This window comes from Maribacter spongiicola (assembly GCF_052119685.1).
In the GTDB taxonomy this organism is placed as follows: Bacteria; Bacteroidota; Bacteroidia; order Flavobacteriales; family Flavobacteriaceae; genus Maribacter; species Maribacter spongiicola_A.
In genome coordinates this window covers 314,972-341,761 of the sequence record NZ_JBGQOO010000004.1, presented here as the reverse complement: position 1 = coordinate 341,761, position 26,790 = coordinate 314,972, and the positions used below count along the sequence as shown (strand labels likewise).

24 protein-coding genes are annotated in these 26,790 nt (G+C 34.7%); 10 read left to right on the top strand and 14 right to left on the bottom strand.

Annotated elements, in window-relative coordinates; all coding sequences use genetic code 11:
- Window positions 1-24 precede the first annotated feature (24 nt).
- The 6 genes from ACEN2N_RS09635 to ACEN2N_RS09610 all read right to left on the bottom strand — a co-directional run bounded on the left by ACEN2N_RS09635 (window position 25) and on the right by ACEN2N_RS09610 (window position 6,955).
- The gene (locus ACEN2N_RS09635; protein WP_441824123.1) at window positions 25-828 is read right to left on the bottom strand and encodes a Cof-type HAD-IIB family hydrolase; all 804 of its coding nucleotides are present in this window, start codon (window positions 826-828) and stop codon (window positions 25-27) included.
- Between the two features lies 1 nt (window position 829).
- Window positions 830-3,028, bottom strand: a complete 2,199-nt coding sequence (locus tag ACEN2N_RS09630; protein WP_441824122.1) for a DUF5916 domain-containing protein — start codon at window positions 3,026-3,028, stop codon at window positions 830-832.
- Between the two features lie 62 nt (window positions 3,029-3,090).
- Window positions 3,091-3,258: an Arc family DNA-binding protein gene (locus tag ACEN2N_RS09625; RefSeq protein WP_073245861.1), complete on the bottom strand. Its 168-nt coding sequence runs from the start codon at window positions 3,256-3,258 to the stop codon at window positions 3,091-3,093.
- Window positions 3,251-3,757: a hypothetical protein gene (locus tag ACEN2N_RS09620; RefSeq protein ID WP_441824121.1), complete on the bottom strand. Its 507-nt coding sequence runs from the start codon at window positions 3,755-3,757 to the stop codon at window positions 3,251-3,253. Before ACEN2N_RS09620 ends, ACEN2N_RS09625 begins: the two co-directional genes overlap by 8 nt.
- A gap of 1 nt (window position 3,758) precedes the next feature.
- Complete coding sequence (locus tag ACEN2N_RS09615) at window positions 3,759-4,610, bottom strand: SPFH domain-containing protein (protein WP_441824120.1); 852 nt, start codon at window positions 4,608-4,610, stop codon at window positions 3,759-3,761.
- 86 nt (window positions 4,611-4,696) lie between these two features.
- Window positions 4,697-6,955, bottom strand: a complete 2,259-nt coding sequence (locus ACEN2N_RS09610; protein ID WP_441824119.1) for a transglycosylase domain-containing protein — start codon at window positions 6,953-6,955, stop codon at window positions 4,697-4,699.
- A gap of 88 nt (window positions 6,956-7,043) precedes the next feature.
- Here ACEN2N_RS09610 and ACEN2N_RS09605 point away from each other — a divergent pair, with 88 nt between their 5' ends.
- Complete coding sequence (locus ACEN2N_RS09605) at window positions 7,044-7,817, top strand: S1/P1 nuclease (protein ID WP_441824118.1); 774 nt, start codon at window positions 7,044-7,046, stop codon at window positions 7,815-7,817.
- Here the strand turns inward: ACEN2N_RS09605 and ACEN2N_RS09600 are convergent, their stop codons facing one another.
- Together ACEN2N_RS09600 and ACEN2N_RS09595 are read right to left on the bottom strand one after the other, a co-directional pair.
- Window positions 7,818-8,096: a TIGR03643 family protein gene (locus ACEN2N_RS09600; RefSeq protein ID WP_441824117.1), complete on the bottom strand. Its 279-nt coding sequence runs from the start codon at window positions 8,094-8,096 to the stop codon at window positions 7,818-7,820.
- Window positions 8,097-8,252: 156 nt separating this feature from the next.
- Window positions 8,253-9,125 (bottom strand): AraC family transcriptional regulator, encoded by an 873-nt coding sequence (locus tag ACEN2N_RS09595; RefSeq protein WP_133688966.1) that lies wholly within the window; start codon window positions 9,123-9,125, stop codon window positions 8,253-8,255.
- A 214-nt stretch (window positions 9,126-9,339) separates the two neighbouring features.
- On the opposite strand from ACEN2N_RS09595, the gene ACEN2N_RS09590 reads away from it, so the two are divergent.
- Window positions 9,340-9,924 (top strand): hypothetical protein, encoded by a 585-nt coding sequence (locus ACEN2N_RS09590; protein ID WP_441824116.1) that lies wholly within the window; start codon window positions 9,340-9,342, stop codon window positions 9,922-9,924.
- Window positions 9,925-9,976: 52 nt separating this feature from the next.
- Here the strand turns inward: ACEN2N_RS09590 and ACEN2N_RS09585 are convergent, their stop codons facing one another.
- The 5 genes from ACEN2N_RS09585 to htpG all read right to left on the bottom strand — a co-directional run bounded on the left by ACEN2N_RS09585 (window position 9,977) and on the right by htpG (window position 16,350).
- Window positions 9,977-10,336 (bottom strand): DoxX family protein, encoded by a 360-nt coding sequence (locus ACEN2N_RS09585; RefSeq protein ID WP_424001750.1) that lies wholly within the window; start codon window positions 10,334-10,336, stop codon window positions 9,977-9,979.
- Window positions 10,337-10,354: 18 nt separating this feature from the next.
- Complete coding sequence (locus ACEN2N_RS09580; protein ID WP_441824115.1) at window positions 10,355-12,148, bottom strand: DUF885 domain-containing protein; 1,794 nt, start codon at window positions 12,146-12,148, stop codon at window positions 10,355-10,357.
- 19 nt (window positions 12,149-12,167) lie between these two features.
- Entirely contained in the window at window positions 12,168-12,800 is a 633-nt protein-coding gene (locus ACEN2N_RS09575; RefSeq protein WP_441824114.1) for an MOSC domain-containing protein, read from the bottom strand.
- 154 nt (window positions 12,801-12,954) lie between these two features.
- Window positions 12,955-14,364 carry a hypothetical protein gene (locus tag ACEN2N_RS09570; RefSeq protein ID WP_441824113.1) on the bottom strand — a complete coding sequence of 470 codons (1,410 nt, stop codon included), beginning with the start codon at window positions 14,362-14,364 and terminating at the stop codon, window positions 12,955-12,957.
- A gap of 96 nt (window positions 14,365-14,460) precedes the next feature.
- Window positions 14,461-16,350: a molecular chaperone HtpG gene (gene htpG / locus ACEN2N_RS09565; RefSeq protein WP_441824112.1), complete on the bottom strand. Its 1,890-nt coding sequence runs from the start codon at window positions 16,348-16,350 to the stop codon at window positions 14,461-14,463.
- Between the two features lie 370 nt (window positions 16,351-16,720).
- Here htpG and ACEN2N_RS09560 point away from each other — a divergent pair, with 370 nt between their 5' ends.
- The 4 genes from ACEN2N_RS09560 (at window position 16,721) to ACEN2N_RS09545 (ending at window position 20,592) form a co-directional block, all read left to right on the top strand.
- Window positions 16,721-17,374, top strand: a complete 654-nt coding sequence (locus ACEN2N_RS09560; protein ID WP_441824111.1) for a TetR family transcriptional regulator C-terminal domain-containing protein — start codon at window positions 16,721-16,723, stop codon at window positions 17,372-17,374.
- Window positions 17,375-17,389: 15 nt separating this feature from the next.
- A complete protein-coding gene (locus ACEN2N_RS09555) occupies window positions 17,390-18,700 on the top strand; it encodes an ABC1 kinase family protein (protein ID WP_441824110.1) in 1,311 nt (436 codons plus the stop codon).
- Between the two features lie 117 nt (window positions 18,701-18,817).
- Window positions 18,818-19,828 (top strand): 3-oxoacyl-ACP synthase III family protein, encoded by a 1,011-nt coding sequence (locus ACEN2N_RS09550; protein WP_441824109.1) that lies wholly within the window; start codon window positions 18,818-18,820, stop codon window positions 19,826-19,828.
- A gap of 404 nt (window positions 19,829-20,232) precedes the next feature.
- A complete protein-coding gene (locus ACEN2N_RS09545) occupies window positions 20,233-20,592 on the top strand; it encodes a CoA-binding protein (RefSeq protein WP_441824108.1) in 360 nt (119 codons plus the stop codon).
- Here ACEN2N_RS09545 and ACEN2N_RS09540 read toward each other — a convergent pair.
- Complete coding sequence (locus ACEN2N_RS09540) at window positions 20,589-22,076, bottom strand: sodium:solute symporter (RefSeq protein ID WP_441824107.1); 1,488 nt, start codon at window positions 22,074-22,076, stop codon at window positions 20,589-20,591. The genes ACEN2N_RS09545 and ACEN2N_RS09540 overlap by 4 nt on opposite strands.
- A 173-nt stretch (window positions 22,077-22,249) precedes the next feature.
- Here ACEN2N_RS09540 and ACEN2N_RS09535 point away from each other — a divergent pair, with 173 nt between their 5' ends.
- The 4 genes from ACEN2N_RS09535 (at window position 22,250) to ACEN2N_RS09520 (ending at window position 26,790) form a co-directional block, all read left to right on the top strand.
- Window positions 22,250-23,560 carry a M20/M25/M40 family metallo-hydrolase gene (locus tag ACEN2N_RS09535; protein WP_441824106.1) on the top strand — a complete coding sequence of 437 codons (1,311 nt, stop codon included), beginning with the start codon at window positions 22,250-22,252 and terminating at the stop codon, window positions 23,558-23,560.
- 156 nt (window positions 23,561-23,716) lie between these two features.
- On the top strand, window positions 23,717-24,337 hold the full coding sequence (gene recR / locus ACEN2N_RS09530) for a recombination mediator RecR (protein WP_441824105.1): 621 nt from the start codon (window positions 23,717-23,719) through the stop codon (window positions 24,335-24,337).
- A 91-nt stretch (window positions 24,338-24,428) separates the two neighbouring features.
- Window positions 24,429-25,787, top strand: a complete 1,359-nt coding sequence (locus tag ACEN2N_RS09525) for a dihydrolipoamide acetyltransferase family protein (RefSeq protein WP_441824104.1) — start codon at window positions 24,429-24,431, stop codon at window positions 25,785-25,787.
- Between the two features lie 226 nt (window positions 25,788-26,013).
- The gene (locus ACEN2N_RS09520) at window positions 26,014-26,790 is read left to right on the top strand and encodes an exonuclease domain-containing protein (RefSeq protein WP_441824103.1); all 777 of its coding nucleotides are present in this window, start codon (window positions 26,014-26,016) and stop codon (window positions 26,788-26,790) included.

Here is a 26,790-nt window from a genome sequence, read left to right as displayed (position 1 = left end):
GTAAGTTGCGAATTTCAAATATAGTTAATTAACCAAGTTATTGGCTATATAATGGGCTACTCCGTCTTCTGTATTCTCTAATGTAATATAATTGGAAATCGCTTTTACTTCGTCTCTCGCATTGGCAACGGCAACGCCAAAACCAACATTTTCAAGCATTTCAATATCATTATAATTATCGCCAAAGGCGATAATATCTTCTAGAGATTCATGATTTGCCATGAGTAATTTTATCGCCGAAAGTTTAGAAACCGATTTTGGAGCAATTTCAATAAGTGTATCATTAGAACGGTACAGATTTAGAGCTTCTCCGAGTTTTGCTTGTAGAATAGGCATCAATGTATCCGCACTGGTTTTAGTGCACATCAACATGATTTTGTGAGCACCGATTTTACGCTCTTTCCAATTTTGTAATGTTTGCTTGGTATCTTGAAATACTGGGGTAGATTTCGTGTATTTGGTTTCTTTTTCTACTCGTAAAGAAGTTTGGGGTACATACCATTCATTATTGAAGTATAATCCTAAATCAGCTTCTAAATCTGCACACAGCTCGTAAATCGAATTTAAAATATCGATAGGGATAAATACTGAAATAAGTTCTTTGTTTCCGGATAGAACTAGAGCTCCATTGTAACAAATTATAGGTTGATTTACAATACCTAAATCATCTTGTATATATCGCATTCCACTTGGCATTCTTGCAGAAACAAGTATGATTTTAGTATTATTTTTTATTTTACCAATTTGTTCAATTGCATTTTTAGAAACATCACTTTTAGTAGAAAGTAAGGTGCCGTCTAAATCTGAACACAGAATTTTATACTTCATTTTAAATATTTAACCAGTAGGTGAGCTTTAAATTTATAGAACGATATTTAGGTTCGAAAGAGTTGACAAAGTAATTATCGTTATAAACGATAAACAAATCAGACAAAGGAGCAAAACGCCATTGAAGTCTAGAGTTGAAACCTAAATTATCTCTTTGATTGCTATATTGTACTAGTGTTGACCAAAAAATAGATTTACTAAAGGTAACGTCAATTTTAGGACTAATAAGCCAAATATCGGTACTAGAATAGGGTTCTGGTAGCGATATCTTATCATAGTTCATTGCAAGTGATAAAAACACCTTTGGCTGAAATCTTAAAGACATTTCTGCACTAAGAGAGAACCTGTCACCATTATAAAAGCTACCTATGGTAGGTTCTACAGAATATGCTAATCTTTTTCTACTATCAGATTGATATTCTAATGAAACAAAATTATAATGGTAGCCTACTTCATTTGGTAATGGTATGGCATCATCTAAATTAGTAGGGTCAAACTCGTCAAACAGATAGGTGTATGAATGTGTGTAGGAAACATTGATTTCTGATTGGTCGTTAAATTTCGATTCCCACGCACCATTTAAATCATAATCTGTATGAAGAAAATCATTCTCAGGGCTCCAGGTCATAACAGGGAAAAATTGAAAACTATGACTTTGAAGGGCGCTATCTTCTGGCCAGAATACGCGCTCGACCATAGTTGCCGTTTTAAAAATATCAGTTCTACGAATAAAGCCTAGATCTGATCTAAAATCTTCGCCTATATAAACTATATCTTCAAAAAAGTTCCAGTTTCTAGAATTATACTGCATAAATGCACCCGATGAAAGATTTGATTTCCCGGCATTGTGGGCAAAAGATTTATGTAAATAGAATTTACCGTTCCATACATTATTGTCTGAAATAAGGTTGTAGTCTATACCTGCAACTCTATTATAGCGGTCATCGGGATCTTGAAATTCATAATCTTCAAAAGTTTGCCTATTGATAAAGAACATGCCAATGTTAGAACGCCCGAATACATTTTGTTGCAGCGCTAACATGGTGTTATTGTTAGACGCTATATTTTGGTCTATGTCCTCTTCTGTCTGCAGGTTTAGAAAGCCTAATCTAAGTCCTTGAGTTACTTTACCACTTAAACGAACACCACCAATAATTTTATTCTCAATAGCATTGTCAGCAGTATCTTTGGCAATACCAATACGTCTAGAGAAAAACGGATTTGCATCTCTACCACCCCCGAAACTGCCGAATAAATCGCTGTTATCTATAAAAAATTGTCTTTTCTCGGGTAGCGAAACCTCAAAACGGGTTAAGTTGGTTACCTGGTCATCAACCTCTACTTGAGAAAAATCTGGGTTTATCGTTACATCTAAATTCATACTATTACCAATGGCGATTTTTGCATCGCCACCGACATTTAACTTGGTATTAGATTCATTGAGCTCAAAGTCTTTTTGCGACCCTAGATTTACATAGGGAATAATAGCTAGGGGAGTACGATATTTACCTAAAGGTTTCTCAAAAATCATATCGCCCATAAAGGTGAGTCCGTATATATTCTGATTTTGTGGAATATTCATCCACGTACTATTTTCGTTAGATTGGGTGTCAAATCTATAGCTATTGAAGCGCCATTTGGTTTCCCCTTCTTTAAATTTAAATGCGGTTAATGGGATAACCATTTCAGATGTATAATAACCGTCATAAATTTTAGAATCTCCGCGCCACTTTACATCCCAGGAAATGGTAAAACCGTTTAGATTAAGTCCGCCACCAGAAACTAGACCTTCACGACGAACGCCATAAGGGTTAATACCAAAGAGAAAAGCATTGTTACCATCATTAAATGTGTCGAAAAGTAAGGTAATATTATCACTGTTACCAGCTCTAAAATCTCGTTTTAAAGATTGAATGGAATAATCGTTACCGGCAGTATATATGGTAATGCCTACATAGAGGTTGTCATTATCATATAGCATTATTATTTCGGTTTGTTTTTTCGATTGAACCGTGTCTAATGGGAAGTATTGCCAAAACTGATCTGCCTGTTCAGCAGTTTCCCAGCCAGGTTCATCTAGAATTCCGTCAGGCGTAATTTTTGAATTTGTCTCTTTTACAACGAATGACTTATTCGAAGACTGTGCTTGTAAAGAAAAACAGAAAAGTATAAGTACGAGGGTACCTAAGTATTTGATCATTTTGGTCATAGTTTGGCAGTTGACCAAATTTAAGATTTTGTTTTGTTAAATAAATGCCAAACTCATTTAGGTTTATTTGATTTGGGTTCTCTTTTGGCCTCTTTTAATGCTTTCATTAAGATCCACTCAATTTGCCCATTGGTACTACGAAACTCATCTGCAGCCCATTTTTCAATTGCCTGCAGCATTTCTTCGTTAACACGTAGTGCAAAAGGTTTTTTCTTACTCATTTGTAATTTTGAAATACCGTTCTATTACCATTTTAGCATCATTTTCTTTTTGAGTGCCAATTAGTAATTTATCACCGTTTTTTAATACAAGTTGTATGCCTTTGTTGCCTTTTATATTTAGAGCTTTATTCTTGCCTGATAGACCGCGGTAGCCCCAACCACCATATTCTCGAATGGGACTGTATGTGCGTACAAAGCATTTTTCTATTTCATGCCACCTAATTATCTTTTTTGAAAAATTTATAGGTATAAATTGATAGTGTATACCGATTTCGTCGATAGTAGTTTTTAAATTAAACACATATATCAGCGGTATTACAAGGGCAATTACTAGTATGAATATCGTTTGACCTACTCGGTCATCTACCGCAACATTACCTACAGCATCCTCCAAAACAAACCATTTATAACAACTATATAATATCAAAATTAGCGAAGATATGTTTATCAATAGAAGCCACCATTGTGTAAAACGCTGAGTTTCGTTGAAGATTCGCATATTAATGATTTAAAGATCCTGCATTAACAATAGGTGAAACATCTTTATCTGAACATAGTACGACCATTAGGTTACTTACCATGGCAGATTTTCTTTCATCATCTAGATTTACCAGATTCTTTTTACTCAATTCTTCTAAAGCCATTTCTACCATACTAACGGCACCTTCTACAATTTTATGTCTCGCAGCGACTATGGCTGTAGCTTGTTGTCTTTTTAACATGGCGTTTGCTATCTCTTGTGCATATGCCAAATAGCCTATACGCGCTTCTAACACTTCTAAACCTGCCATAGAAAGGCGTTCTTGCAACTCTTGCTCTAATGCCTCGCTTACTTCGTTTACACTAGATCTTAAGGTAATATCTTCGTCAAGACCTTCATCGGCAAAATTATCGTAAGGGTACATACTCGCCAGTTTACGCACGGCAGCATCGGTCTGTACACGTACAAAATTTTGATAATCATCAACATCGAAAGCAGCTTTGTAGGTGTTGGTTACGCGCCAAACAAGTATGGTACTGATCATAATTGGGTTACCAAGTTTGTCATTTACCTTTAACCGCTCGCTATCAAAATTACTAGCGCGTAATGAAATTCTTTTTTTGGTGTATAGTGGATTCGCCCAAAAAAGTCCGTTCTCTTTGATCGTACCCATGTATTTGCCAAATAGCAGTAAAACTCTTGAGCTATTGGGATTTACCAGTATAAACCCAGCACACATAAATAATGCGGCAAAAATCATAAATGCGCCAACATAGATTCTTAGAAGTGCAACACCTCCAATTAAAAGGGCTACGACAACAAAAAGCATTATGTAGCCATTCTGTGCTTTGTGAATTTTCTCTACTTTCATAATATGTGATATTAAAATGATATCATAAATATATCAAAATATACAATACAAATCATGTTAGAGGCTAAAATTGAGTAAAAAATCGATTATCCGTTAAATTTTTTGTTCTTCTTTTTATTCGGATTTTTAAAGAGACGCTTAAAAAATCCGTCGCGTTTTACGGGGTCACAATTCAATGATTCTAATACGGAAGCGGAAGGTTTTTCAAAACTAGTTTTTGTGAATTTATCAAAATCTTTGTCTTTGTTCAACTCTTGCATCCATAGTCCGAATAGGGGTAGAGCCGCATTTGCACCTTGCCCGATACTTGTATTGCTGAATCCGATTTCATGTTGGTCAAGACCCACCCAAGTAATATGAACCAGTTTCGGAGTCAGGGCAACAAACCAAGCATCTTTATTATTTTGGGTAGTACCGGTTTTACCGGCAATGTCATTTTTGAGTCCGTATGTACTTCTTAGTCTAGAAGCTGTACCATCATTAATTGTAGATTTCATCATTTCAATCATTATTTGACTCGTTTCTTTAGAAAAAGCGGCTTTTTCGTTCAATTCGGACTTAAATTCAACCAAAACGGAGTCTTTATGATTGGTAATACTTTTAATTAAATAAGGTTTTATATGGTTTCCATTATTGGCATAACTGGTATAAGCTTGAGCCAAATCTATAATTTTAATTTCTCCGGTACCTAAAGCTATAGAAGCTTCATTGGGTAATTTATCTTCAATACCCATGCTTTTTGCCATATCTAAAACATTACCGATACCGGCTTGCTCCAGCACTTTTACGGCGATGGTGTTGATAGAGTTGCTCAGCCCTTCTTCCATAGAATAGTTGAGGTACGCTTCATCTTTAGTACCAGAATTTGAAGGAGACCAACCTTTTAGATTGTCATATTCAATTTCTTCGGCAGAAAAATAAGTACAAGGTGAAACACCTTGTTCAACAGCAGTTGTGTATACAATAGGTTTAAATGTAGAACCAACTTGGCGCTTACTTTGCGAAATATGGTCATATTTATACTGTTTAAAATTAATACCCCCCACCCAAACTAGAATATCTCCATTTGTAGGATCTACAGCCAAAGAACCAGTGTTTAAGAATTTGGTATAATGCTGAATACTATCCATTGTAGTTGCGGTTATTTCTTTATCGCCGTCCCAAGAATTGAATACTCTTGGCTGCTTGTCATTTGATAAGCTATCGATAATCTGCTCATGAGACAAGCCCGATTTCTGTAAACTTTTATACGTTGATGTTCGCTTGGCTATTTTTTCCATCAACTTTTTATCTTTAAACCAAGGCGCGTTAGAACCATAACTTTTTTCAAAACTATTTTGCAGATCGGTCATGTGTTCTGTCATCACCTCTTCAGCCAATTTTTGCATTTTGTAATTTAGGGTCGTGTAAATTTTTAATCCCGATGTATAGATATTATAATCGGTATCATCATTTTGTTCCGCAATCCAACGTAGCATTTCTTTACGAACCTCTTCCCTGAAATAGGGTGCGATTCCTGCATTGTAATCAAACTCTCTATAATCAAGTTGTAGCTTTTCTTGAGAAAATTGTGTCACCTGTTCCTCTGAAATAAAGTTGTTATTGTACATGGCACGTAGTACCAAATTACGCCTGCCCAGACTTTTCTCAGGAAATATTCTTGGGTTGTAGCCATAAGTAGCTTTTAGCATGCCTACAAGGGTTGATGCTTGTGTGGCATTGAGATCTTTAGTCTGTGTATTGAAGAATTTTAAAGCAGCACTCTCGATCCCAAAGGTGTTATCACCAAAAGAAACGGTGTTTAGGTAGTTGGTAAGAATTTGGTCTTTCGTGAAAATGTTCTCTAACCTTTTGGCAATGATCATTTCTTTAACCTTGTCAACAACGATATTGGTTTTATTGCGCTCTTTTCTAGGGTAGAGATTTTTGGCTAACTGTTGCGTAAGCGTGCTACCACCACCGGAAGAATTATCGCCCAAAAGCACGGTTTTAAAACCTACTCGAATTAAACTTCTAAGGTCAACACCATCATGTTCATAAAACCGTTCATCTTCAATAGAAATTAAGGCCTGTTTTAATACCTCAGGAAAATCGCTGTAAGCAACGGGCTGTCTGTCATACAAATAATACTTCCCAATAAGCACACTATCTGCAGTGTAGACTTCAGATGCCATTTGATATTGAAAGTTCGAGAGTTCTTTTTTTGAGGGTATGCTACCCCATAAGCCTAAATTTACACTGCCGATAAAAAGTAGAAATAACCCAAAAAGCCCAAGAATACCTAAGCCAATAATTTTTAGGATACCTCGTTTTCGTTTTACTGATTTTCTCGTCTTCTTCTTCATTTGTGCAAGTTCAGATATAAATTTAATCTTACCAAGTTTTAACAATACCTTAAAATTTGTTGTACTATTTTTGGATAAAATTTTAGTGATGAAGAATTGTATTATTTTATTGTTTTTGGTAACGAATTTCACCTTTGCGAATGATATGTATTGGTCAAAAACTGGTCATAGAGTGGTTGGTGAGGTTGCCGAGCAGCATTTAAGCAAAAAGGCTAAACGCGCTATTGCCGAGTTATTAGGGGGTGAAAGTTTGGCTTCGGTAGCAAATTTTGGTGACGAAATAAAATCTGCTAAAGCGTATCGAAAGTTCAGTGCTTGGCATTATGTGAATATACCTTTTGGTAAGACTTATGCAGAAATCGAGAAGAACGAATATGGCGATTTGGTACAAGGGGTAAATACGTGTATTGAAATCATAAAAGACGAAAATAGTAGTAAAGAGGACAAAGCGTTCTATTTAAAATTCTTGGTTCATTTAATTGGAGATTTGCATCAACCTATGCATGTAGGTAGAGAAGAAGATAAAGGCGGTAACGATATACAATTACAATGGTTTGGTAGTGGTACCAATTTACATAGGGTGTGGGATTCTAATTTGATCGATGATAACGGTATGAGTTTTACAGAACTTTCAACCGAATATCCAGAAATGTCGAAACAACAAATCAGTTTTCTACAGAGCGGAAGTTTGCTTGATTGGGTAGAAGAATCTCATTTATTGGCAGAGAAAGTTTATGCCTCGGTAGAAACTGGCGAAAAATTAAGCTACCGATACAGTTATGATTGGTGGGATACCGTTGCAGACCAATTGCAAAAAGGTGGTGTTCGCCTAGCTGCAGTTTTAAACGAAACGTTTAAATAATTATCGTTTAGATATTTTATTACCACTAATACTTCGCTGTCTAGAGCATCTAAAACGGTCCGTTTCATCAGACCTTAATTTAGCATGCTTTGTAGCTCGACCTTGAACGCGTTTTCGCCACATTCTAAAACTACTTGGTTTCATTTCGCGACGCATGACTTCAATAGTCTCTTGTTCGCTGATACCGAATTGAAAAGTAATGGCTTCGAATGGCGTACGGTCTTCCCAAGCCATTTCTATAATACGGTCTAATTCTCTTTCTGTAAATTCTTTAATCATAGCGGTATAAAGGTACTACATGATTATAAATTGTAAAGAATAGTTAAGATTTTTTTATAACTCTAAAAGAATAGAGCAACGAAAAAGCTTCTAAATGGGTAGATTGATACACTATCTAGAAGCTTTAAAATTTAAATACTATATAAGGTATAACTTTTACACCAAAACATTTTTTAGCTCATTGCGGTATTCTGACGGATTTTGACCGGTAAATGCTTTGAACGATTTGTTGAAGTGAGAGAAGTTGTTGAATCCGCATTCAAAACATACCTCTGTAATGCTCATTGGTTTTTCTGCCAAAAGTTTAGAGGCATGCACCAATCGATATTCGTTAACGAACTGAATATATGTTTTATTCGTAATTTTTTTAAAGTACCTACAAAAAGAAGGTATGGTCATACTCACCATAGAAGATATCTCTTCTAGTGTCAGTTCTTCTTTAAAGTTATTTTTGACGTGATTGAATACGATATTAATACGGTCGTTATCTTTCACATCGGTAGTGAAAGAAAATCCTTCTGCATTCAACAATCGCATATCTTCTGAATTCCCTAATTCATTCAATATATTAAGGATCGAAAGTAGCCTTTGAAAATCGGTCTGATATTCCAAAACTTCCATTTTATCTCCTATTTTTCGTTTTGTCTTCCCAGAAAAGGCAATTCCGCCACTAGCGCTATTAAATAAGCTTGCTATTTTCTTCATTTCAGGAAGATTAAAGAAATCAGGTCCTAAGAATTCCAACTTCATCTGAATTACAGTTTCGCTAGTATTACCGGTTAGGGCATCTGTAAATCCACAATGAGGTAGATTACTACCTATTAATATAAGGTCGCCGTTGGTATAGTAAGATATATGACTACCAATTTGTCTTTTACCAGATCCTCCGTTGACATACACCAGTTCAAGTTCAGGGTGGTAATGCCACAGATTATTTTTGTTCAATCTATGTTCATCAAATTTCTGATATGTAAAAGAATGTCCGAAATCTGGCTTTATGGCTTCAAATGTAGGTTTTTGCTTTACCATGGTATTTTGGGTTTATACTATAAAATTAAACATCTTGTTTTGTATGTTCTTTGCAAAATTAACTAAAATATGTTGAATCTTAACCAATGGGTAAGATTGACTATGCTAAGTGGTTAAAATAGAACATAAATAGGGAAAATATGATGTAGTGAGAGCATTATTACGGCTGTATGTTTGCAGAGTAAATTATCATTAACCCTTAAAATAATTTATTATGAAAAACCTAGTAAAATTCACAACAGTTGTTGCCTTTATGTTAGCTACAGTAGCAGGCATGGCAAGAGAGCCGAAATTGAACCTATTATCTGCAGGTAAAGCCAAGAGTGTGGTTTTGACAATGGATGCATCTATAAATGGTGTACAGGTTAAATTAATGGATTCTGATTTAAATGTTATTTATTCAGAAAAAATGACCGAGGGTCAATTTAGCAAGAAATTAAACCTTAAAGATTTGACAGATGGTATCTACTATCTATCTGCCGATGATAATATGAAAGAATATTCATATACAATTGTTTTAGATAACAATGATGTGAAAATCGTAGCAGCTGATGAAGAGATCAAGCCTTTCTTTAGAAAGACCAATAACATGATCTTCATGAACTATTTAAACTTAGATAAATCAGATTTGTCTATCAAGATTTACGATACAGAAAGTAGAACAGTATTTACACAAGAAGTAACAGATGAAATGATTGTTGAGAAAGCATTCAATTTCACAGATGCTTATCCAGGAACTTACACGGTAACAGTGAAGTCTGCTGGTAAAACATATACTGAAGAGTTTGTTGTTAATTAAGTTGATTTAAGTTGATTTTAAAAGGGGACGGGAGCGTCCCCTTTTTTATTTTCTATACTTTCAAATACATGAAAGCCCAGTACATTAATCCAAATTGTAATGGCAACCTTAATAATAACAACCACTTCGGGAAACCTGCACTTGCCTTTTCGCCAGACAACATGTAAAAGTGTACCAATAAGAATACCACTAGCATAGCTATGATACCATAAACAGCAATGGTTCTTGTAGGCTCAAAAAGTAAACCGATACCCAAAACTATTTCTGCTAGACCACTTAGTAAAACAAGCGGCTTATGATAAGGTAAATACCTTGGCATAATTCTTAAATAGACTTTAGGTTTTATAAAATGCATAATGCCTGCAAGTATATAAACTGCAGCCATTAGATATAAATGCCAGGCATCTGTCATAGTTAAATTTTTATCTAGTTACGCCTTGGTGTTCGCGTTGATCCAATTCATAATTTGTTCTTCAAGAAGTGCTAATGGTACACAACCAAGTTCAAGCACTTTTTCGTGAAAAACTTTAATATCAAAATCATCACCTAGATTATCTTTAGCCTTAGCGCGAAGTTCCATAATTTTCAACTGACCAATTTTGTATGATAATGCCTGACCTGGGTTGGCCATATATCTTTCAATTTCTGCAGTAATACCAGCTTCAGACTCTGCTTCATTATCTAAAGAATACTGAATCGCTTTTTCTCTCGACCATCCTTTTGAATGCAAACCGGTGTCTACGACTAAGCGAACCGCTCGGTGCATTTCAGCACCCAACATTCCGAAATACTGATATGGATTGGTATATAGACCAAGTTCTTTACCTAAAGATTCGGTATACAACGCCCAGCCTTCGCCATACGCACTGTACCATAACGATTTTCTGAATTGCGGTAAATCTTCATTTTCTTGGGTAAGCGAAATTTGAAAGTGGTGACCCGGGATAGCCTCATGCAAAAATAGATCTTCATCAGAATATGTATTGTATGAAGTTACATCTGGTATAGGAACATAAAAAATACCAGGTCTGGTACCGTCTAAAGAACCAGGGTTATATTCCGCACTAGCAGATGCTTCTCTAAAAGCCTCTGTTCGTCTTACCTCGAAAGGGGTTTTAGGTTGTTTGCTGAACAGCGCATTAACCTTTGGCATCATTCTTTTATGAATGGCGTTGAAATTATCGACTACCTCTTGCGGATCTTTAAAAGGCATCAATTCTTTTTTGTTACGTACTTCTGTAAAGAATGCTTTTAAGTCACCTTTGAATCCGACCTGTTTTTTAACAGCTTCCATTTCAGCACTAATTCTAGCGACTTCTTTTAATCCTATTTCATGGATCTCTGATGCCGTCATATTTGTTGTCGTATACAACTTAATTTGATGAGCATAGTAGGCATCACCATTTTGTATACCCTGTATTCCACTAGTTTCTCTACCTGCATTTAAATATTCGGTAGCCATAAAGTCATGCAATTCCTTATATGTCGGAATAATTTTATCGGTAATCACAGCTGTATAAACTTCAGTTAATCTTTGCTTATCAGCATCTGAAAAATCAGCAGGGAAGTTTTTAATGGGACTGTAGAATAAGTTGTCTTCAAGTTTGGTATCAGCAACACTGGCCAGTTGAGGTAATACTTTTTTGATCAGAGATTTCGGTAAAACATTTTTAGCCTTAATACCTGCTTGCATTTTAGATTTAGCGGAGTGTAACCAAACTTCATAATCTTCTAAACGTTTGCTCCAGTTCATATAATCATCAGTCGTCTTAAAAGGTTGCGCGCTTGTGCCACCTGCTAACTGTCCCATCATTAAATTCATCGACCACATTTGATCTATCGGAGTATATTGTTCGAAAGCGAGTCCCTCTAAATTAACTTCGCATTCCCATTTTAAAATAGCTTTAGACATGAGCTCACTTTCCGATAGTTGAGCATTATCAAATTTTTCAGCTTTTTTTAAATAGCTGGTATAATAGTTTTTCAGCTCTTTATTATAATCGTCTGAAAGAAAGTTAGGTAAGGTGTCATTATAACTATTATTACCTTGAAAAGTGGCGTTTAGGGGATTCAATTTTAATCCATCTTCATAATAATGTGCCAATAGTGTGATGAAGCCAATATTGTGAATGGTGGGATTGGTCGTGACCTCGGCATTCGTTTTTAATTGAGCTTGCGTATGTAGCCCAATAGTTAGGGCAAGTAGTATGATTAATTTTTTCATTGAATTGAATATTAAAATATTATAGGTATTTCTTGAACCTGTCCTTTTTGTATTGCGGTACAGCTTCGTTGGTCATGAACAGTTCGAGCAAGTCTTTAGATTTTTCTTTTGCGAACATTAGTTCATAAAATTGTTGAGAGGTAAATGGATTTTTAGATTGTTTAACTAATATCATTTTATCACCAGCAGAAACAAGACCTTCTTCCAGTATTTTTACGTAGGTGCCTGGGTGATTATGGGCAATAAATTCTTTAAGTATTTTTTGTGTGCCAAAACGGATGCCTAATTTATAACAAGGCTCACGTGGCTGAGATACTTGTACAATAGCTTTACCGATTTTGAAAATATCGCCAACTCTAATTTTAGACTCATCGAGACCTTCTACGGTTAGGTTTTCACCGAACATACCCCAGTCCCATTCTAAATCTGGGTATAGGTTTTTCCAATAATCATAGTAGTCGGCAGAAAATAGATAACAAGCTTTGTTGGTGCCACCATGGTGCACACGATCAATAACAGTGTCATCTTTAACGTCATTCTTAGTTAAAAATAAACTTTTAGAAGTAGGGTATTTAAAGATACCAGTTTTTTCTTTTTCACCGTTCCATTCAAAAGTTACTGCGTCTCCTATGTTTGTTGAAATCACCTTCATATGGTGAAGATAAAAAAAGCACTAGTATTTCTAGTAAAAGGTTTATCTAAACTTTAAGTAACTATTATAAAATCGAGCCATGAAACTGTTTAAAACGTAATTATCAAAGCTGATATCTGTCATATTCATATTTCATCAACGGTTTGCGTATTTCTTAATTCGAGGATATAGAATCTAGTTGAATGCTTGTGTTTTGAACATTTGACGTTGAACTGTTTTCTGGGAAATACCAGAAGGGGATAGTGATTAATGTATCTTTTTCAAAAACTCCTTTCTTCTTCTCGTCCGGACCAATAATTCTAAGAAAATGTTTTCCTCTTGGTAACTCTCCTAAATCTAATATGGTTTCAAAACCAAACTGGTCTTGTTTGTTTTTAGTCAAATTGAAATGGTTAATTTGTTTTTTTGAGTCAATTTGAAGTTCGAAAATAGTATCGAATATTTTTAAATATTTAGATTGAATTTCAAAATTGCCTACTGGTGTGACGTAAAAATTAACTAAACCTGAAGCCGACTGCATGTTAGATAAATGAAAGCCAAAGCCTCTTTCATCTTCTTCGGGTAAAAGTGTAGAATCATTTTTAAAAACAGCATCTTCCATATAATTATGGTAGCTTATAAATATTGGTAAATAAGATTTTTCAATAATTTTAGAGGGTATTGAGGCAAAATTTACCATATCGGTATCCTCTAGTAATAGGTCTTCGTAGTTTTCTTTACCTGTAAATTGTTGTGAAGTACTTTGTTCATGATCAAGGTAGTTAGATCGTAATGTACCAAAACCAGAAGAAAAAAATGAAACAATAAAATAAGTGGGTACTATTAATATACCAATCCAGCGAGCTTTTTTCTGATCTAAGAAATTATATACTAAAGGTCTATATAAAAACGAAAGTGTAATGTAGCTAAAAACCCTGTAAATAGGAAAGTATATTATTGATGTCCATTTGTACTTCTTCAAAATACCGGCACCTAGAAAATCAATCAATAGTAATATGATACTAAATACGTATATAAAAAAGAAACTCCCTTTTATAAATTTATAAAGCGTTTCAGAAGTAGATTCAATTATTTCAAGATAACTTATAGTCACAGCCAAAACACCTACAACCATAAAAAATGAAATCAAATAGAAAATCATTAAGAAAGCTAAGGCAAATAAGGTGCTACAAATATTCTCAAGTCTAGAAATATAATGATCAAACGACCCTACTTTATTCTTTAATAAAGATGTGAATTTCTCAGAGTAGTTTAAATTTCTATATTCAATATCTCCAGATACATATCGTAATCCAATAGCGCCAATCCATAAGCCTCTTATGATAACGTGGGTTAACAAAACACCTATTAAAATGAGCATACTTGTTAAAAGTGTGTTCAATAAAAAAAGAGTAAAACCTTCTTCTTTTTGAGCAGCTTTTAAATATTCTAATTCTATAGAATCATAACCAGCTATTAACCCGTAAATAGCAAACCCAGAAATAATGAGCTCTAGTTGCCAACTTTCTTGCTGTAGGTTATCCAGTAGTTTTTTAAATTTTTTACTACGGTAGTCGTTTTTCATTTGGTCAATGGTTTCTCAACTGAAAGATAACAACATTTAACAAAAAAGCCACTACAAAAAATGTAGTGGCTTTTTCAAAATTATAAGAAATGGAAATTACTTTACCATCTCGTAGCTACGTTTAATAAACTCGGTTAAAGCTTTACCTTTAAGTAACCCTTTAGATAACTTCGCCAAGTCAAGTGATTGATTGATCAATCGCTCTTTTTTCTTCGCAGTCTTTGTATTTAAAAACTCGCTTACCAATGGGTGATTTGTGTTTACGATCAGGTTATACATGTCTGGCATAGAACCCATACCGAACATACCACCGCCACCACCGGTCTGTTGCATTTCTTTCATACGACGCATAAATTCAGGCTCTGTAATTGTGAAGGGGGAAGAATCGCTATCCATAGCTTCTAATTGAACGGTAAAGCTTTTATCTGTAATCGCTTCTTCCAATTCTTTCTTCAAAGTCTCTTTTTCCTCATCAGATAATTTAGAGATTTGAGTTTCTTCTTTCTGAATTAATTTGTCAATATGATCAGCATCTACACGAGCAAAAGAAATATTCTCTTTAGAACTTTCTAGCTTCTGCATTAAGTGACCGATAATAGGCGAATCTAATAACAATACTTCATAACCTTTAGATTTAGCAGTTTCAATATAACTGTGTTGTGCTTCTTTGTCAGATGCATACAGAATAACTGTTTTTCCGTCTTTATCTGTTTGTGTATCTTTTATTTTCTCTTGTAACTCTTCAAATGTAAAGTAAGAACCATCTACTGTTGGGTAAAGGGCAAACTTGTCTGCTTTGTCAAAGAATTTATCTTCAGAAAGCATTCCGTATTCAATAACAATTTTAATATCGTTCCATTTCGCTTCAAACTCGGCACGATCATTTTTGAACAACGAGTTCATTTTATCAGCTACCTTTCTAGTGATGTAAGAAGATATTTTCTTCACCGCACCATCAGCCTGTAGATACGAACGAGATACATTCAAAGGAATATCTGGAGAATCGATAACACCACGTAACATGGTCAAGAATTCTGGTACAATACCTTCAACATTATCAGTAACGAAAACCTGGTTTTGGTACAGTTGAATTTTATCTTTCTGCTGATTTAAATCGTTAGAAAGTTTTGGAAAATATAGAATACCAGTTAGGTTAAAAGGATAATCTACATTTAAATGAATATGGAATAAAGGCTCTTCGAACTGCATAGGGTAAAGCTCTCTGTAAAAACTTTTATAGTCTTCTGGCTTTAAGTCTGCAGGTAGCTTTGTCCATGCCGGGTTAGGGTTGTTAACAATATTATCAACCTCTTGTGTAGGTGCTGGATCTTCCTTTTTTGCTCCTTCAGGTTTTGGTAAGGTTTCAGTTCTCATTCCGAATTTAATCGGAATAGGCATAAACTTGTTATACTTACTAAGTAAACTTTCTATTTTACCATTTTCTAAAAACTCGGTAGAATCATCTGCAATATGAAGAATGATTTCTGTACCACGAGTTTCTTTCTCAGCTGGTTCCATTATAAACTCAGGCGAACCGTCACATGACCATTGCACGGCAGGTTCATCTTTATAACTCTTGGTAATAATTTCTACTTTATGGGCAACCATAAACGCAGAATAGAATCCAAGTCCGAAATGACCTATAATTCCTGAATCTTTAGCAGAGTCCTCATATTTGTTCAAAAACTCTTCAGCACCAGAAAACGCCACTTCATTAATATACTTCTTAACTTCTTCTTCAGTCATACCAAGACCTTGGTCAATGACATGCAGTTTCTTTCCTTCTTTATCGATTTTAACCTCTATAATGGGGTTGCCATATTCAACCTTAGCCTCTCCAATAGTGGTCAAGTGCTTCATTTTTAAGGTTGCATCGGTTGCATTCGAAATTAACTCTCTTAGAAAAATTTCGTGATCACTGTACAAGAACTTCTTGATGAGTGGAAAAATGTTGTCTACGGACACATTAATTTTACCTGTTGCCATTTTTATATTTTTTATGCCACAGTTAGTGCGGCCATTATTAATAATGATTGTTCGATGCTATTGGTCAAAAAAAATACCACAATAGGTTATTGTGACAAACTGACAGTTTACTGACTTTAAAAGTTTAACAAATATTTTTGTTTATGAAATATTGAAAAAGATTAAACATAATGTATATTTGTAGTGTGGTTATGAAAAAGTGCTATGAGAAAGAATTTTAAGCATAATCACATGTTGATTATTTATTGGTTAGGTTGTTTTGAAAACGTGCTATTTTTTAATAGCACGTTTTTGCTAAATAAAAGCTAATGTTTCATGAAAACGGCTAACTATGAAATCTGCATCGTACCTTATATAAAAATAATTCGATATGCCTGCAAAAGCTAAAAAAGTAACAAAAGAGACGATTATAACAATGTTTATGGACTACGTTTTAGAGAACGAGCATGTACCAAAGACAGTTTATAAGTTTTGTAAAGTAAACGCTATTGAAGAATCAGATTTTTATCTTCATTTTGGGTCTATAGATTCTGTTAAAAAGGGAATTTGGGATACTTTTTATATGAACACGGTTAGTGTAATAGAGAAAAACAAAGAGTATCAAGAATTCACGAATAGAGATAAAATGCTAACGTTTTTTTATACCTTCTTTGAAGTATTAACATTGAATAGAAGTTACGTCTTATTTATAATGGAAAGTGCTTCTGGTTCATTTAAGAATATGGAGCAGTTAAAAGGGCTTAGAAAAAATATAAAAGAGTTTTCTAAAGGATTGATTGCAGATGGTAATGCGAACAAGAATTTAAAAATTACGAAACACAATCCGCAATTGTTTTCAGAAGGGGCATGGTTACAGACTATGTTTTTAATGAATTTTTGGAAATCGGATGATTCTGCAGCTTTCGAAAAAACAGATGTTGCTATTGAAAAATCTGTAAATACCATTTTCGATGTATTTGATAACACTCCTCTAGAGAATATTCTAGACTTTGGGAAATTTTTGTACAAAGAAACCTTTGCTTAATCTAACCCCTACGATTTGAAAACACTTGATAAAATACCTACCGGAAAAATAGAGCGTGCAAGCAAGCTGGTGAAAACCGGAGCTAAAATTGGTGGTAATTATGCCAAGTATTTGGGTAAAAAAATTATCAATCCAGACACGACTAAAGACGAATTGAACGAAGATAACGCCGCAGATATATATGACGGATTAAAATCTTTGAAGGGTAGTGCTCTTAAAGTTGCCCAGATGTTAAGCATGGAAAAGAATCTACTGCCTAATGCGTATGTAGAGAAGTTTTCATTATCTCAATTTTCGGTTCCTCCATTATCTGCGCCGCTGGTTCGAAAAACATTTAAAAAATATTTAGATAAGTATCCAGAAGAGGTTTTTGACACTTTTGATAAAGATTCTATAAACGCAGCTAGTATTGGGCAAGTGCATAAAGCTACTAAAGATGGTAAAAACTTAGCGGTAAAAATTCAGTACCCAGGTGTAGCGCAAAGTATAAGTAGCGATTTGGCAATTGTGAAGCCTATTGCAATTCGTATGTTCAATCTTAAAGGAAAAGATTCAGATAAATATTTCAAGGAAGTTGAAAATAAACTAGTTGAAGAGACAGATTATATATTAGAAGTAGCACAAAGTAAAGAGATTACTGAAGCATGTTCAGTGATACCGAATATCATTTTTCCTAAATATTATACCGAACTATCAAGTTCACGTATTATTACGATGGACTGGATGACGGGTAAGCACCTGAGCGAATTTACAAAAACAGGTTTTTCTCAAGCTACAGGCGATAAATTAGGGCAAGCCCTTTGGGATTTCTATATGTTTCAAATTCACGGCTTACGAAAAGTTCATGCTGATCCACACCCTGGCAATTTCTTGGTGAATGAAAATGATGAGCTTATTGCTATTGATTTTGGTTGTATTAAAGAAGTGCCAGATTCATTCTATATTCCTTATTTTGAATTGGCTAAGCCAGAGGTAATATCAAATGATGAGAAATTTACCGAGAAGCTATATGAGCTAGAAATACTGATGGCTACTGATTCGCCAGATGAAATATTATTTTTTAAATCTATATTTCATCAATTGTTAAGCTTATTTACATCACCATTTCATAATGAAGATTTTGATTTCGGCGACGAGGTATTTTGGGGGAAAATTGCAGCATTAGGCGAGCAATTTTCTTCTGATAAGCAAATAAGAAAAATTAATGGTAATAGAGGTTCAAAGCACTTTTTGTATATGAACCGTACCTTCTTTGGTCTTTATAATCTACTACATGATTTAAAGGCAAATATTAAAGTGAATGACTTCAAGAAATATTTGAGCTAATTATTCCACTGTCATATTGATAGTAGATGATTGTTATATTTTCAAATAGAATTCTTAATAGTTGTTTATATTGCAACACTAATTCTACCTGAGCTTTTTCAGGATTAAAATTTTACTATGTATAATTCAAAAATAATTGGCTTAGGTCATTATGTACCTGATAACGTAGTGACAAACGATGATTTGTCAAAGGTGATGGAAACAAATGATGCCTGGATCCAAGAACGTACTGGTATAAAAGAAAGAAGACATGTAGTTAAGGGTGATGGCGACACCACCACAACTATGGGTGTAAAAGCTGCAAAAATTGCAATTGAAAGAGCGGGTATCGATAAAGACGACATTGATTTTATCGTCTTTGCTACTTTGAGTCCCGATTATTATTTCCCTGGTCCTGGTGTATTGGTTCAAAGAGATTTAGGCATTAAAACCGTTGGAGCGTTAGATGTACGTAACCAATGTTCTGGTTTTGTGTATGCTATTTCTATTGCGGATCAGTATATAAAAACAGGTATGTATAAAAATGTACTTGTTATAGGTTCAGAACTTCACTCTCATGGATTAGATATGACTACACGAGGTAGGGGAGTTTCTGTAATTTTTGGTGATGGTGCCGGTGCGGCAGTTTTGACCAGAGAAGAAGATAACACTAAAGGTATATTATCGACTCATTTACATTCAGAAGGTCAGCATGCAGAAGAACTTTCTTTGATTGCACCTGGTATGGGAAATAGATGGGTAACCGATATCATTGAAGATAACGATCCTAATGACGAATCTTATTATCCGCATATGAATGGTCAATTTGTATTTAAAAATGCAGTTGTTCGTTTCAGTGAGGTTATAGTAGAAGGTTTAGAGAAAAATAAATTGAAAGCGACCGATATTGATTTATTGGTTCCGCATCAGGCCAATTTAAGAATATCTCAATTTATTCAAAAGAAATTTCAGCTTAGTGATGACCAGGTTTTTAATAATATTATGAAATATGGTAATACTACCGCTGCATCTATTCCGATAGCGCTTACAGAGGCATGGGAAGAAGGTAAGGTGAAAAGTGGAGACTTAGTAGTTTTAGCTGCATTTGGTAGCGGTTTTACCTGGGGCAGCGTCATCATTAGATGGTAATAATACTGTAAAATAAAGCACCCATAGTTTTGGCTATGGGTGCTATATAGTTTTACTCAATAAGAAAAAACCAACCAATCTTCTTTATTAAATATCCCTATATACAGTAATAGACGCAATTTAGGTTCTATTGTTACTAAAAATAGGTAATTATCTCATTTCCAATATAGTCTAGAGTATATAATAAGTTTAGAAAAGCTTTAAAAAGAAGAAACCCGAACATTCCAAAATGAATTGGAAGTCGGGCTTCAAATGCTGATAGGCTATACTAAACACTAACCATTAACTATAAACATATAGCGTTACCAACAAAATCTTTATACTCGCAGAGTATCTAACTTTACTAATAGACGAAATATTGCCTAATTAGTTACAGAATTTATATTATTTAACATTATTTTATCATGAAAAAGACCCTAGTATTCGGAGCCTCCTTAAAACCAAATCGATATAGCAATTTAGCGATACATAGACTTGTTGATTCGGGGGTTGAAACCTTAGCTTATGGATTGAGAGAAGGTGAGGTTTCAGGAGTCACTATCAGTAATAATTTAGACAAAATTAGTGATATTCATACAATTACCCTATATATAAATCCAAAAAGACAAGAAGAATATTATAATAGTATTGTTTCATTGGCTCCAAAACGCATTATTTTCAATCCTGGCACAGAAAATCCTGAGTTTTATAAGATATTAAACAGCAATAACATAGAAGTAGATGTTGCTTGTACTTTGGTACTTTTGGGCACTGGTCAATATTAGGCGATATCGGTAATGTTAGCGGTTGTCTTTTTTTTGCGAATGAGCCATAATCCTACAAAGGTTAGCAGACCATTCAACGGTAAAAGCTCATATCCGAAAATATAACCACCTAAATACTCTGTAGGCAGCTTCGCTAAAATGAGAATAATCGATACACATACCAGTGCAACGATCCAAACATATTTATCTTTTACTTGTTGTTTGGTAAAAATTCCAAAAGAGAATAACCCTAGCAACGGTCCGTATGTATATGAGGCTACAGTTAATAATCCATCAATTACATTTTTATCCAATATATATTTAAAAGAGATGACCACTAGAATTAATAGAATGCTCATACCAACGTGGGTAATTCTGCGGGTCTTTTTGGCTAGGTCTTCAGATTTCTTCTCGGTGTTTAAAAAATCTACACAAAATGAGGTGGTCAATGAGGTAAGCGCGCTATCTGCACTGCTGTAGGCTGCGGCAATTAAACCTAGCATAAACGTAACGGCAACCGTTATGCCTAAACCACTGTTTAATGCAATTTCAGGAAATAAAAGATCTGACTTCGGCGTTCCGTCCATAAGTGGTAATGCAATGTTGTGCGTATCTGCGTAAATAAACAGCAATGCACCTAGTAGCATAAATACAAAAGTGACCACTACCAATACAATACTAAAGCTGACCATATTTTTTTGAGCTTCACCTAGATTTTTACATGTCAGGTTTTTTTGCATCATATCTTGGTCAAGTCCAGTCATACAGATGGTAATGAACATTCCGCCAAAAAATGATTTCAATAAATGATTTTTAGAAGAAAGGTCATCGGTAAAAAAGGTCTTGCTATACTGTCCTAATTCATCAGAGTTTAAGAACTCTATTAAAGTCCAATCCATTTTATCCAATATAAAATACATAGATAGACCTACAGATACCAGCATGAATAGGGTTTGTAGGGTGTCGGTCCAAACAATTGTTTTTATTCCACCTTTAAAAGTATAGATCCAAATAAGCAAGATGGACAGAATTACGGTGATTTCAAAAGGAACGTTCCAAGCATCGAAAACAAATTGCTGTAAAACGATAGCCACTAGAAATAAGCGAAATGCAGCACCAAGAACTCTAGAGATGAAAAAAGAAATTGCGCCCACTTTATAACTTACAAAACCAAAGCGATCATCTAAATACTGATAAATTGAAGTAACATTTTTTTTGTAATAAATAGGTAGAAGTACAAACGCGGTAACCATGTAGCCTAAAAAATACCCAAAAACAACCTGCATGTAGCTGAACTGAGATGCATCGACCCAACCCGGTACAGAAATAAAGGTAACTCCAGATAAAGATGCACCCACCATACCAAACGCCACTAAATACCACGGCGACTGCTTACCGGCCTTAAAGAAATCTTCGTTAGTATCGTTTTTGCCCGTGAAATATGAAATAATTAAAAGCAAAATAAAGTAACTAGAAATTAAAATTAAAATATGAGAGGCGTTCATGGTGTAAAATTTGCGGCAAATTACAAAAAGTTACAGGAGGTAGTGCGATAACTTAAAATCTTAAAGTTTAAATTGAAAATACTTTAATAAGTAAATGAAAAACTATTCGAACATTTCTTTACCCATTAAAATTTGATACCTTTTACAGTATTAAATTATAAACTAAAATAATCATGCGACGAGAATTTCTTTTAAAGAACAGGGCTTTACTTCCCTTATTGATAATCAGTTTATTAGTTAGTATTGTATTGATTGGTCAGGAAAGTGTAATAGCAGACAAGAAAATTAACAAAGAGGTTGGAAAGCTATTAAAAAATAAAAGTATTAATAGTGCTTTTGAGTTTATAGACGCGATTGAAAATGAAACGGAGAAAGACTTAATTAAGTTGACCGAAATACCGGCTCCGCCATTTATGGAAGCTAAAAGAGCAGAAGCGTTTAAAAATATGTTAATTGAAGCGGGTTTAGAAAACGTGTCAATAGATGAGGTTGGTAATGTTATTGGAATTAAAAGAGGAACAGAAGGTGGTAAGGTAGTTATTTTAGATGCTCATTTAGATACTGTTTTTCCTGAAGGTACAGATGTAAAAGTAGAGAAGAAAGGAGATACCCTATATGCACCAGGTGTAGGTGATGACACCAGAGGACTCTCTATGTTGATTGCTATTTTTAAGGCAATGAAAAAGGCTGAATTAAAAACCAAGGCAGATGTTTGGTTCGTTGGTACAGTGGGTGAAGAAGGTTTAGGAGACTTACGTGGTGTTAAGCATTTATTTAGAGCAGGTGCGGCAAAAATAGACTCTTGGATATCTATTGATGGTGGTGCCATTGGCAGGATTAATAATGCAGGATTGGGTTCGGTTAGATATAAAGCTTTATTCACAGGAAAAGGAGGTCACTCATGGGGAGCTTTTGGGTTGGCAAATCCTCATCATGCGCTTGGTTTCGCAATAAAAGAATTTACAGAGAATGCAAAAGTATTTACAGATGAAGGGGCAAAAACAAGTTTTAATATAGGTAGAATGGGAGGTGGTACTTCTGTAAATTCCATTCCTTTTGAATCTTGGATGGAAGTTGATATGCGGTCAGTAGATAGTGGGCGATTAAAAGAGGTCGAAGCTATTTTTAAACAGTCAATGCAGACCGCTTTAGAAGATTATAATAATACAGGAGTTGATGATAAAATTTCATTAGAGTTAATAAAGATTGGAGATAGACCATCTGGAGAACTCTCGTTAGATACACCGTTAGTTCAGCGTGCCATTAGTGCCACTAGTGCATTCGGGTATGAACCAAGCCTTACCAGAGGGTCAACAAATGGTAACATTCCAATTTCCTTAGGTGTACCGGCAATAACGATTGGTAGAGGAGGCGTTGGCGGCGGCGCACATTCACTTCATGAATGGTGGGTTAATGAAAATGGAGCAAAAGCCATAAAATTAGCGTTATTACTTACGGTGATAGAAGCTGGTCATTACAAATAACTTTTAGAATTTCTGTTTTATAGAAAATACTTCTGAGTCAAGATTGTTTCCGTTCAGTAATTATATTTTCTAAACTTTTTAAATGTTAAATAATTTTGTGAAAACGGTGGGGTATGCTTTTCAAGTTTAGTTGTAAATTTATACCGAATTAAGCCTATGGATTTTTCGTCAAAATTATTAGAAAACGCAGTATATGAAGTTTCGCAATTGCCAGGTATCGGTAAGCGAACCGCATTACGTTTGGTATTGCATTTATTGAAGCAGCCAGAGCAACGTACAGAAAATCTTTCTACATCTTTGGTAGATTTAAGAAGTAAAATACAATTTTGCGAAAATTGCCATAATATTTCAGATACCACAATGTGCGAAATATGTGCCAACCCTAAAAGAGATGATGCCGTAGTATGTGTCGTAGAAGATATTAGAGATGTCATGGCAATTGAAAATACAGGTCAATTTAGAGGAAAGTATCATGTGCTTGGGGGTAAAATATCACCTATGGAGGGCATTGGTCCTCAGAATCTGAAAATAGGAACCTTAGTAGATAAGGTGAGAAAAGGCGTCATAAAAGAATTAATTTTTGCATTAAGCTCTACTATGGAAGGCGATACCACCAATTTTTATATCTACAGACAGATAGAAGGCTTAGCTATAAAAACCTCTACAATTGCAAGGGGCATAGCTGTTGGCGATGAATTAGAATATGCTGATGAGGTTACTTTAGGAAGAAGTATATTGAATAGAGTGCCGTTTGAGGGTTCTTTTCGACAAGATTAGTTTTTTGAATTTCAAGTAAATGTCAATAAAAAGGTATTTATTTTATTATTTTTGCAAAAAATATAAACAAAACAAGCTTTAAATTATCGATATGCCAAAATTTGAATTGAAACTACCACGTATGGGAGAGAGTGTTGCAGAAGCAACATTAACGTCATGGTTAAAAGAGGTAGGTGATACGATTGAAATGGACGAGGCCATTTTTGAAATTGCTACAGATAAAGTTGATAGTGAGGTGCCAAGCGAGGTAGATGGCATTTTAATTGAAAAATGTTTCAATATTGATGATATTGTCAAAGTTGGGCAAACAGTGGCCATCATACAAGTTGGTGATGAAGTAGATGTGCCAGATGTTTCGAACATGGTCAATGAATTAAAGGAGCAAGAACCAGTTCTTGAAGAAATGGTTTCTATAGCTGAATCGGCTGTAGCTCAAGCTAGGGCAGAAACTTCAAATGTTCATATAGGTGAAGCCTCTGATCGTTTTTATTCTCCGTTAGTTAAAAATATAGCTAAAGAAGAAGGTATTTCTTTCGATGTGTTAGAAACTATACCCGGTACAGGTAAAGATGGTAGGGTTACCAAAGATGATATATTAAGCTTCGTTAAAAACGGAGTTACTAAGCCAGTAGAACAAGTTGCTACGCCTGCTAAAGTAGATGTGCAAGATAGCGTAGCTGCAGCGCCAGTTGCTAAAGCAGATACTTCTGAGGTCGAAAAACCTAAAATGCCAATTTCTCGTGGCGATGAGGTAATACCGATGACACGAATGGGCAAATTGATTGCCAAGCATATGACTGACAGTGTTTCTACATCTGCACATGTTCAAAGTTTTATCGAAGTTGATGTAACCAATATCGTGAATTGGCGTAACAAGCTAAAAGACGCGTTCTTTAAAAGCGAAGGTGAAAAACTTACTTTTACTCCAATTTTTATGGAGGCGGTAGCTAAGGCGTTAAAGAAATATCCGATGATGAATATTTCAGTAGATGGCGATACCGTAATTAAAAAGAAGAATATTAATATAGGTATGGCGGCTGCGTTACCAGATGGTAATTTAATCGTTCCTGTGATCAAAAATGCAGATCAACTGAATTTGGTAGGCATGGCCAAGGTTATAAATGACTTGGCAGATCGTTCAAGAAATAACGCTTTAAAACCAGATGAAGTTCAGGGAGGTACGTATACCGTTACTAATGTAGGTACATTTGGTAGTGTATTTGGTACACCGATTATTAATCAGCCACAAGTAGGTATTTTGGCGTTAGGTGCTATAAGAAAAATACCGTCAGTAATTGAGACTCCTGAAGGAGATTTTATTGGTATTCGTAGTAAAATGTATCTATCGCACAGTTATGATCATAGAGTTGTAAACGGTGCTTTAGGTAGTATGTTCGCAAAAGCTGTAGCCGACTATCTTGAAGGGTGGGATGTAAACCGAGAAATTTAGATGTATAAAAATCTATAGTTAAAAATCCGACAATACTTCTTGTGTTGTCAGACTTTTTTTTGCGTATTTTATTGTTTTTTAAAGGTTTGAAAAGTATTTTAACATACTAATTGTGTTGAAATTTTGAAATTATTTTAGTTTCTACATTTCGAGGCAAAAAATTAATAGCGAGTAATTATATGTGTCTAAAAAACGAAAGGGTATCTTTGTTAAAAGTAGAACACGTATGGAATTAAAGCTTACCAGACCTATTTGCTTCTTTGATTTAGAGACAACTGGGGTCAATGTAGCAAAAGATCGTATTGTAGAAATAGCGATATTAAAAGTTTACCCTAACGGTAATAAAGAGAGTAAAACATGGTTGGTTAATCCTGAGATGGTAATACCGGAAGAGGTAATTGCCGTTCATGGTATAACGAATGAAAAGGTTGCTAACGAACCAACTTTCAAAGAACTTTCAAAAGAAATTTATAAGATTATAAAGGATAGTGATTTAGGCGGATTCAACTCCGACCGATTCGATATTCCCTTATTGGCAGAAGAATTATTACGTGCAGATATCGATTTCGATATGAAAAATACGGTATCTGTAGATGTACAGACCATTTTTCATAAGATGGAAAAACGTACGTTAGAAGCAGCTTATAAATTCTATTGTGATAAAGATTTAACCGATGCGCACAGTGCAGCGGCAGATACCAATGCTACTTATGAGGTGTTGCTTTCTCAATTAGATAGATACCCTGATCTTGAAAATAATATCAAAAAACTTTCAGAATTCTCAAGAAGAAAGCAATCGGTAGATTTCGCGGGTTTTATAGCTATGGATGAAGAAGGGGAAGAGGTATTCTCTTTTGGTAAGCATAAAGGCAAAAAGGTTCATTCGGTTTTAGAAAATGAACCCGGGTATTTCGGTTGGATGCTTAATGCCGATTTTCCATTGTACACAAAAAAGATTCTTACTCAAATTAAACTGAGCAAACTCAATAATAAATTAGGTTAA

Excerpts from the sequence above, each read along its gene's own strand:
- ACEN2N_RS09635 (WP_441824123.1), bottom strand. The coding sequence starts at position 828 with ATGAAGTATAAAATTCTGTGTTCAGATTTAGACGGCACCTTACTTTCT.
- ACEN2N_RS09630 (WP_441824122.1), bottom strand. The coding sequence starts at position 3,028 with ATGATCAAATACTTAGGTACCCTCGTACTTATACTTTTCTGTTTTTCT.
- ACEN2N_RS09625 (WP_073245861.1), bottom strand. The coding sequence starts at position 3,258 with ATGAGTAAGAAAAAACCTTTTGCACTACGTGTTAACGAAGAAATGCTG.
- ACEN2N_RS09620 (WP_441824121.1), bottom strand. The coding sequence starts at position 3,757 with ATGCGAATCTTCAACGAAACTCAGCGTTTTACACAATGGTGGCTTCTA.
- ACEN2N_RS09615 (WP_441824120.1), bottom strand. The coding sequence starts at position 4,610 with ATGAAAGTAGAGAAAATTCACAAAGCACAGAATGGCTACATAATGCTT.
- ACEN2N_RS09610 (WP_441824119.1), bottom strand. The coding sequence starts at position 6,955 with ATGAAGAAGAAGACGAGAAAATCAGTAAAACGAAAACGAGGTATCCTA.
- ACEN2N_RS09605 (WP_441824118.1), top strand. The coding sequence starts at position 7,044 with ATGAAGAATTGTATTATTTTATTGTTTTTGGTAACGAATTTCACCTTT.
- ACEN2N_RS09600 (WP_441824117.1), bottom strand. The coding sequence starts at position 8,096 with ATGATTAAAGAATTTACAGAAAGAGAATTAGACCGTATTATAGAAATG.
- ACEN2N_RS09595 (WP_133688966.1), bottom strand. The coding sequence starts at position 9,125 with ATGGTAAAGCAAAAACCTACATTTGAAGCCATAAAGCCAGATTTCGGA.
- ACEN2N_RS09590 (WP_441824116.1), top strand. The coding sequence starts at position 9,340 with ATGAAAAACCTAGTAAAATTCACAACAGTTGTTGCCTTTATGTTAGCT.
- ACEN2N_RS09585 (WP_424001750.1), bottom strand. The coding sequence starts at position 10,336 with ATGACAGATGCCTGGCATTTATATCTAATGGCTGCAGTTTATATACTT.
- ACEN2N_RS09580 (WP_441824115.1), bottom strand. The coding sequence starts at position 12,148 with ATGAAAAAATTAATCATACTACTTGCCCTAACTATTGGGCTACATACG.
- ACEN2N_RS09575 (WP_441824114.1), bottom strand. The coding sequence starts at position 12,800 with ATGAAGGTGATTTCAACAAACATAGGAGACGCAGTAACTTTTGAATGG.
- ACEN2N_RS09570 (WP_441824113.1), bottom strand. The coding sequence starts at position 14,364 with ATGAAAAACGACTACCGTAGTAAAAAATTTAAAAAACTACTGGATAAC.
- htpG (WP_441824112.1), bottom strand. The coding sequence starts at position 16,350 with ATGGCAACAGGTAAAATTAATGTGTCCGTAGACAACATTTTTCCACTC.
- ACEN2N_RS09560 (WP_441824111.1), top strand. The coding sequence starts at position 16,721 with ATGCCTGCAAAAGCTAAAAAAGTAACAAAAGAGACGATTATAACAATG.
- ACEN2N_RS09550 (WP_441824109.1), top strand. The coding sequence starts at position 18,818 with ATGTATAATTCAAAAATAATTGGCTTAGGTCATTATGTACCTGATAAC.
- ACEN2N_RS09545 (WP_441824108.1), top strand. The coding sequence starts at position 20,233 with ATGAAAAAGACCCTAGTATTCGGAGCCTCCTTAAAACCAAATCGATAT.
- ACEN2N_RS09540 (WP_441824107.1), bottom strand. The coding sequence starts at position 22,076 with ATGAACGCCTCTCATATTTTAATTTTAATTTCTAGTTACTTTATTTTG.
- ACEN2N_RS09535 (WP_441824106.1), top strand. The coding sequence starts at position 22,250 with ATGCGACGAGAATTTCTTTTAAAGAACAGGGCTTTACTTCCCTTATTG.
- recR (WP_441824105.1), top strand. The coding sequence starts at position 23,717 with ATGGATTTTTCGTCAAAATTATTAGAAAACGCAGTATATGAAGTTTCG.
- ACEN2N_RS09525 (WP_441824104.1), top strand. The coding sequence starts at position 24,429 with ATGCCAAAATTTGAATTGAAACTACCACGTATGGGAGAGAGTGTTGCA.
- ACEN2N_RS09520 (WP_441824103.1), top strand. The coding sequence starts at position 26,014 with ATGGAATTAAAGCTTACCAGACCTATTTGCTTCTTTGATTTAGAGACA.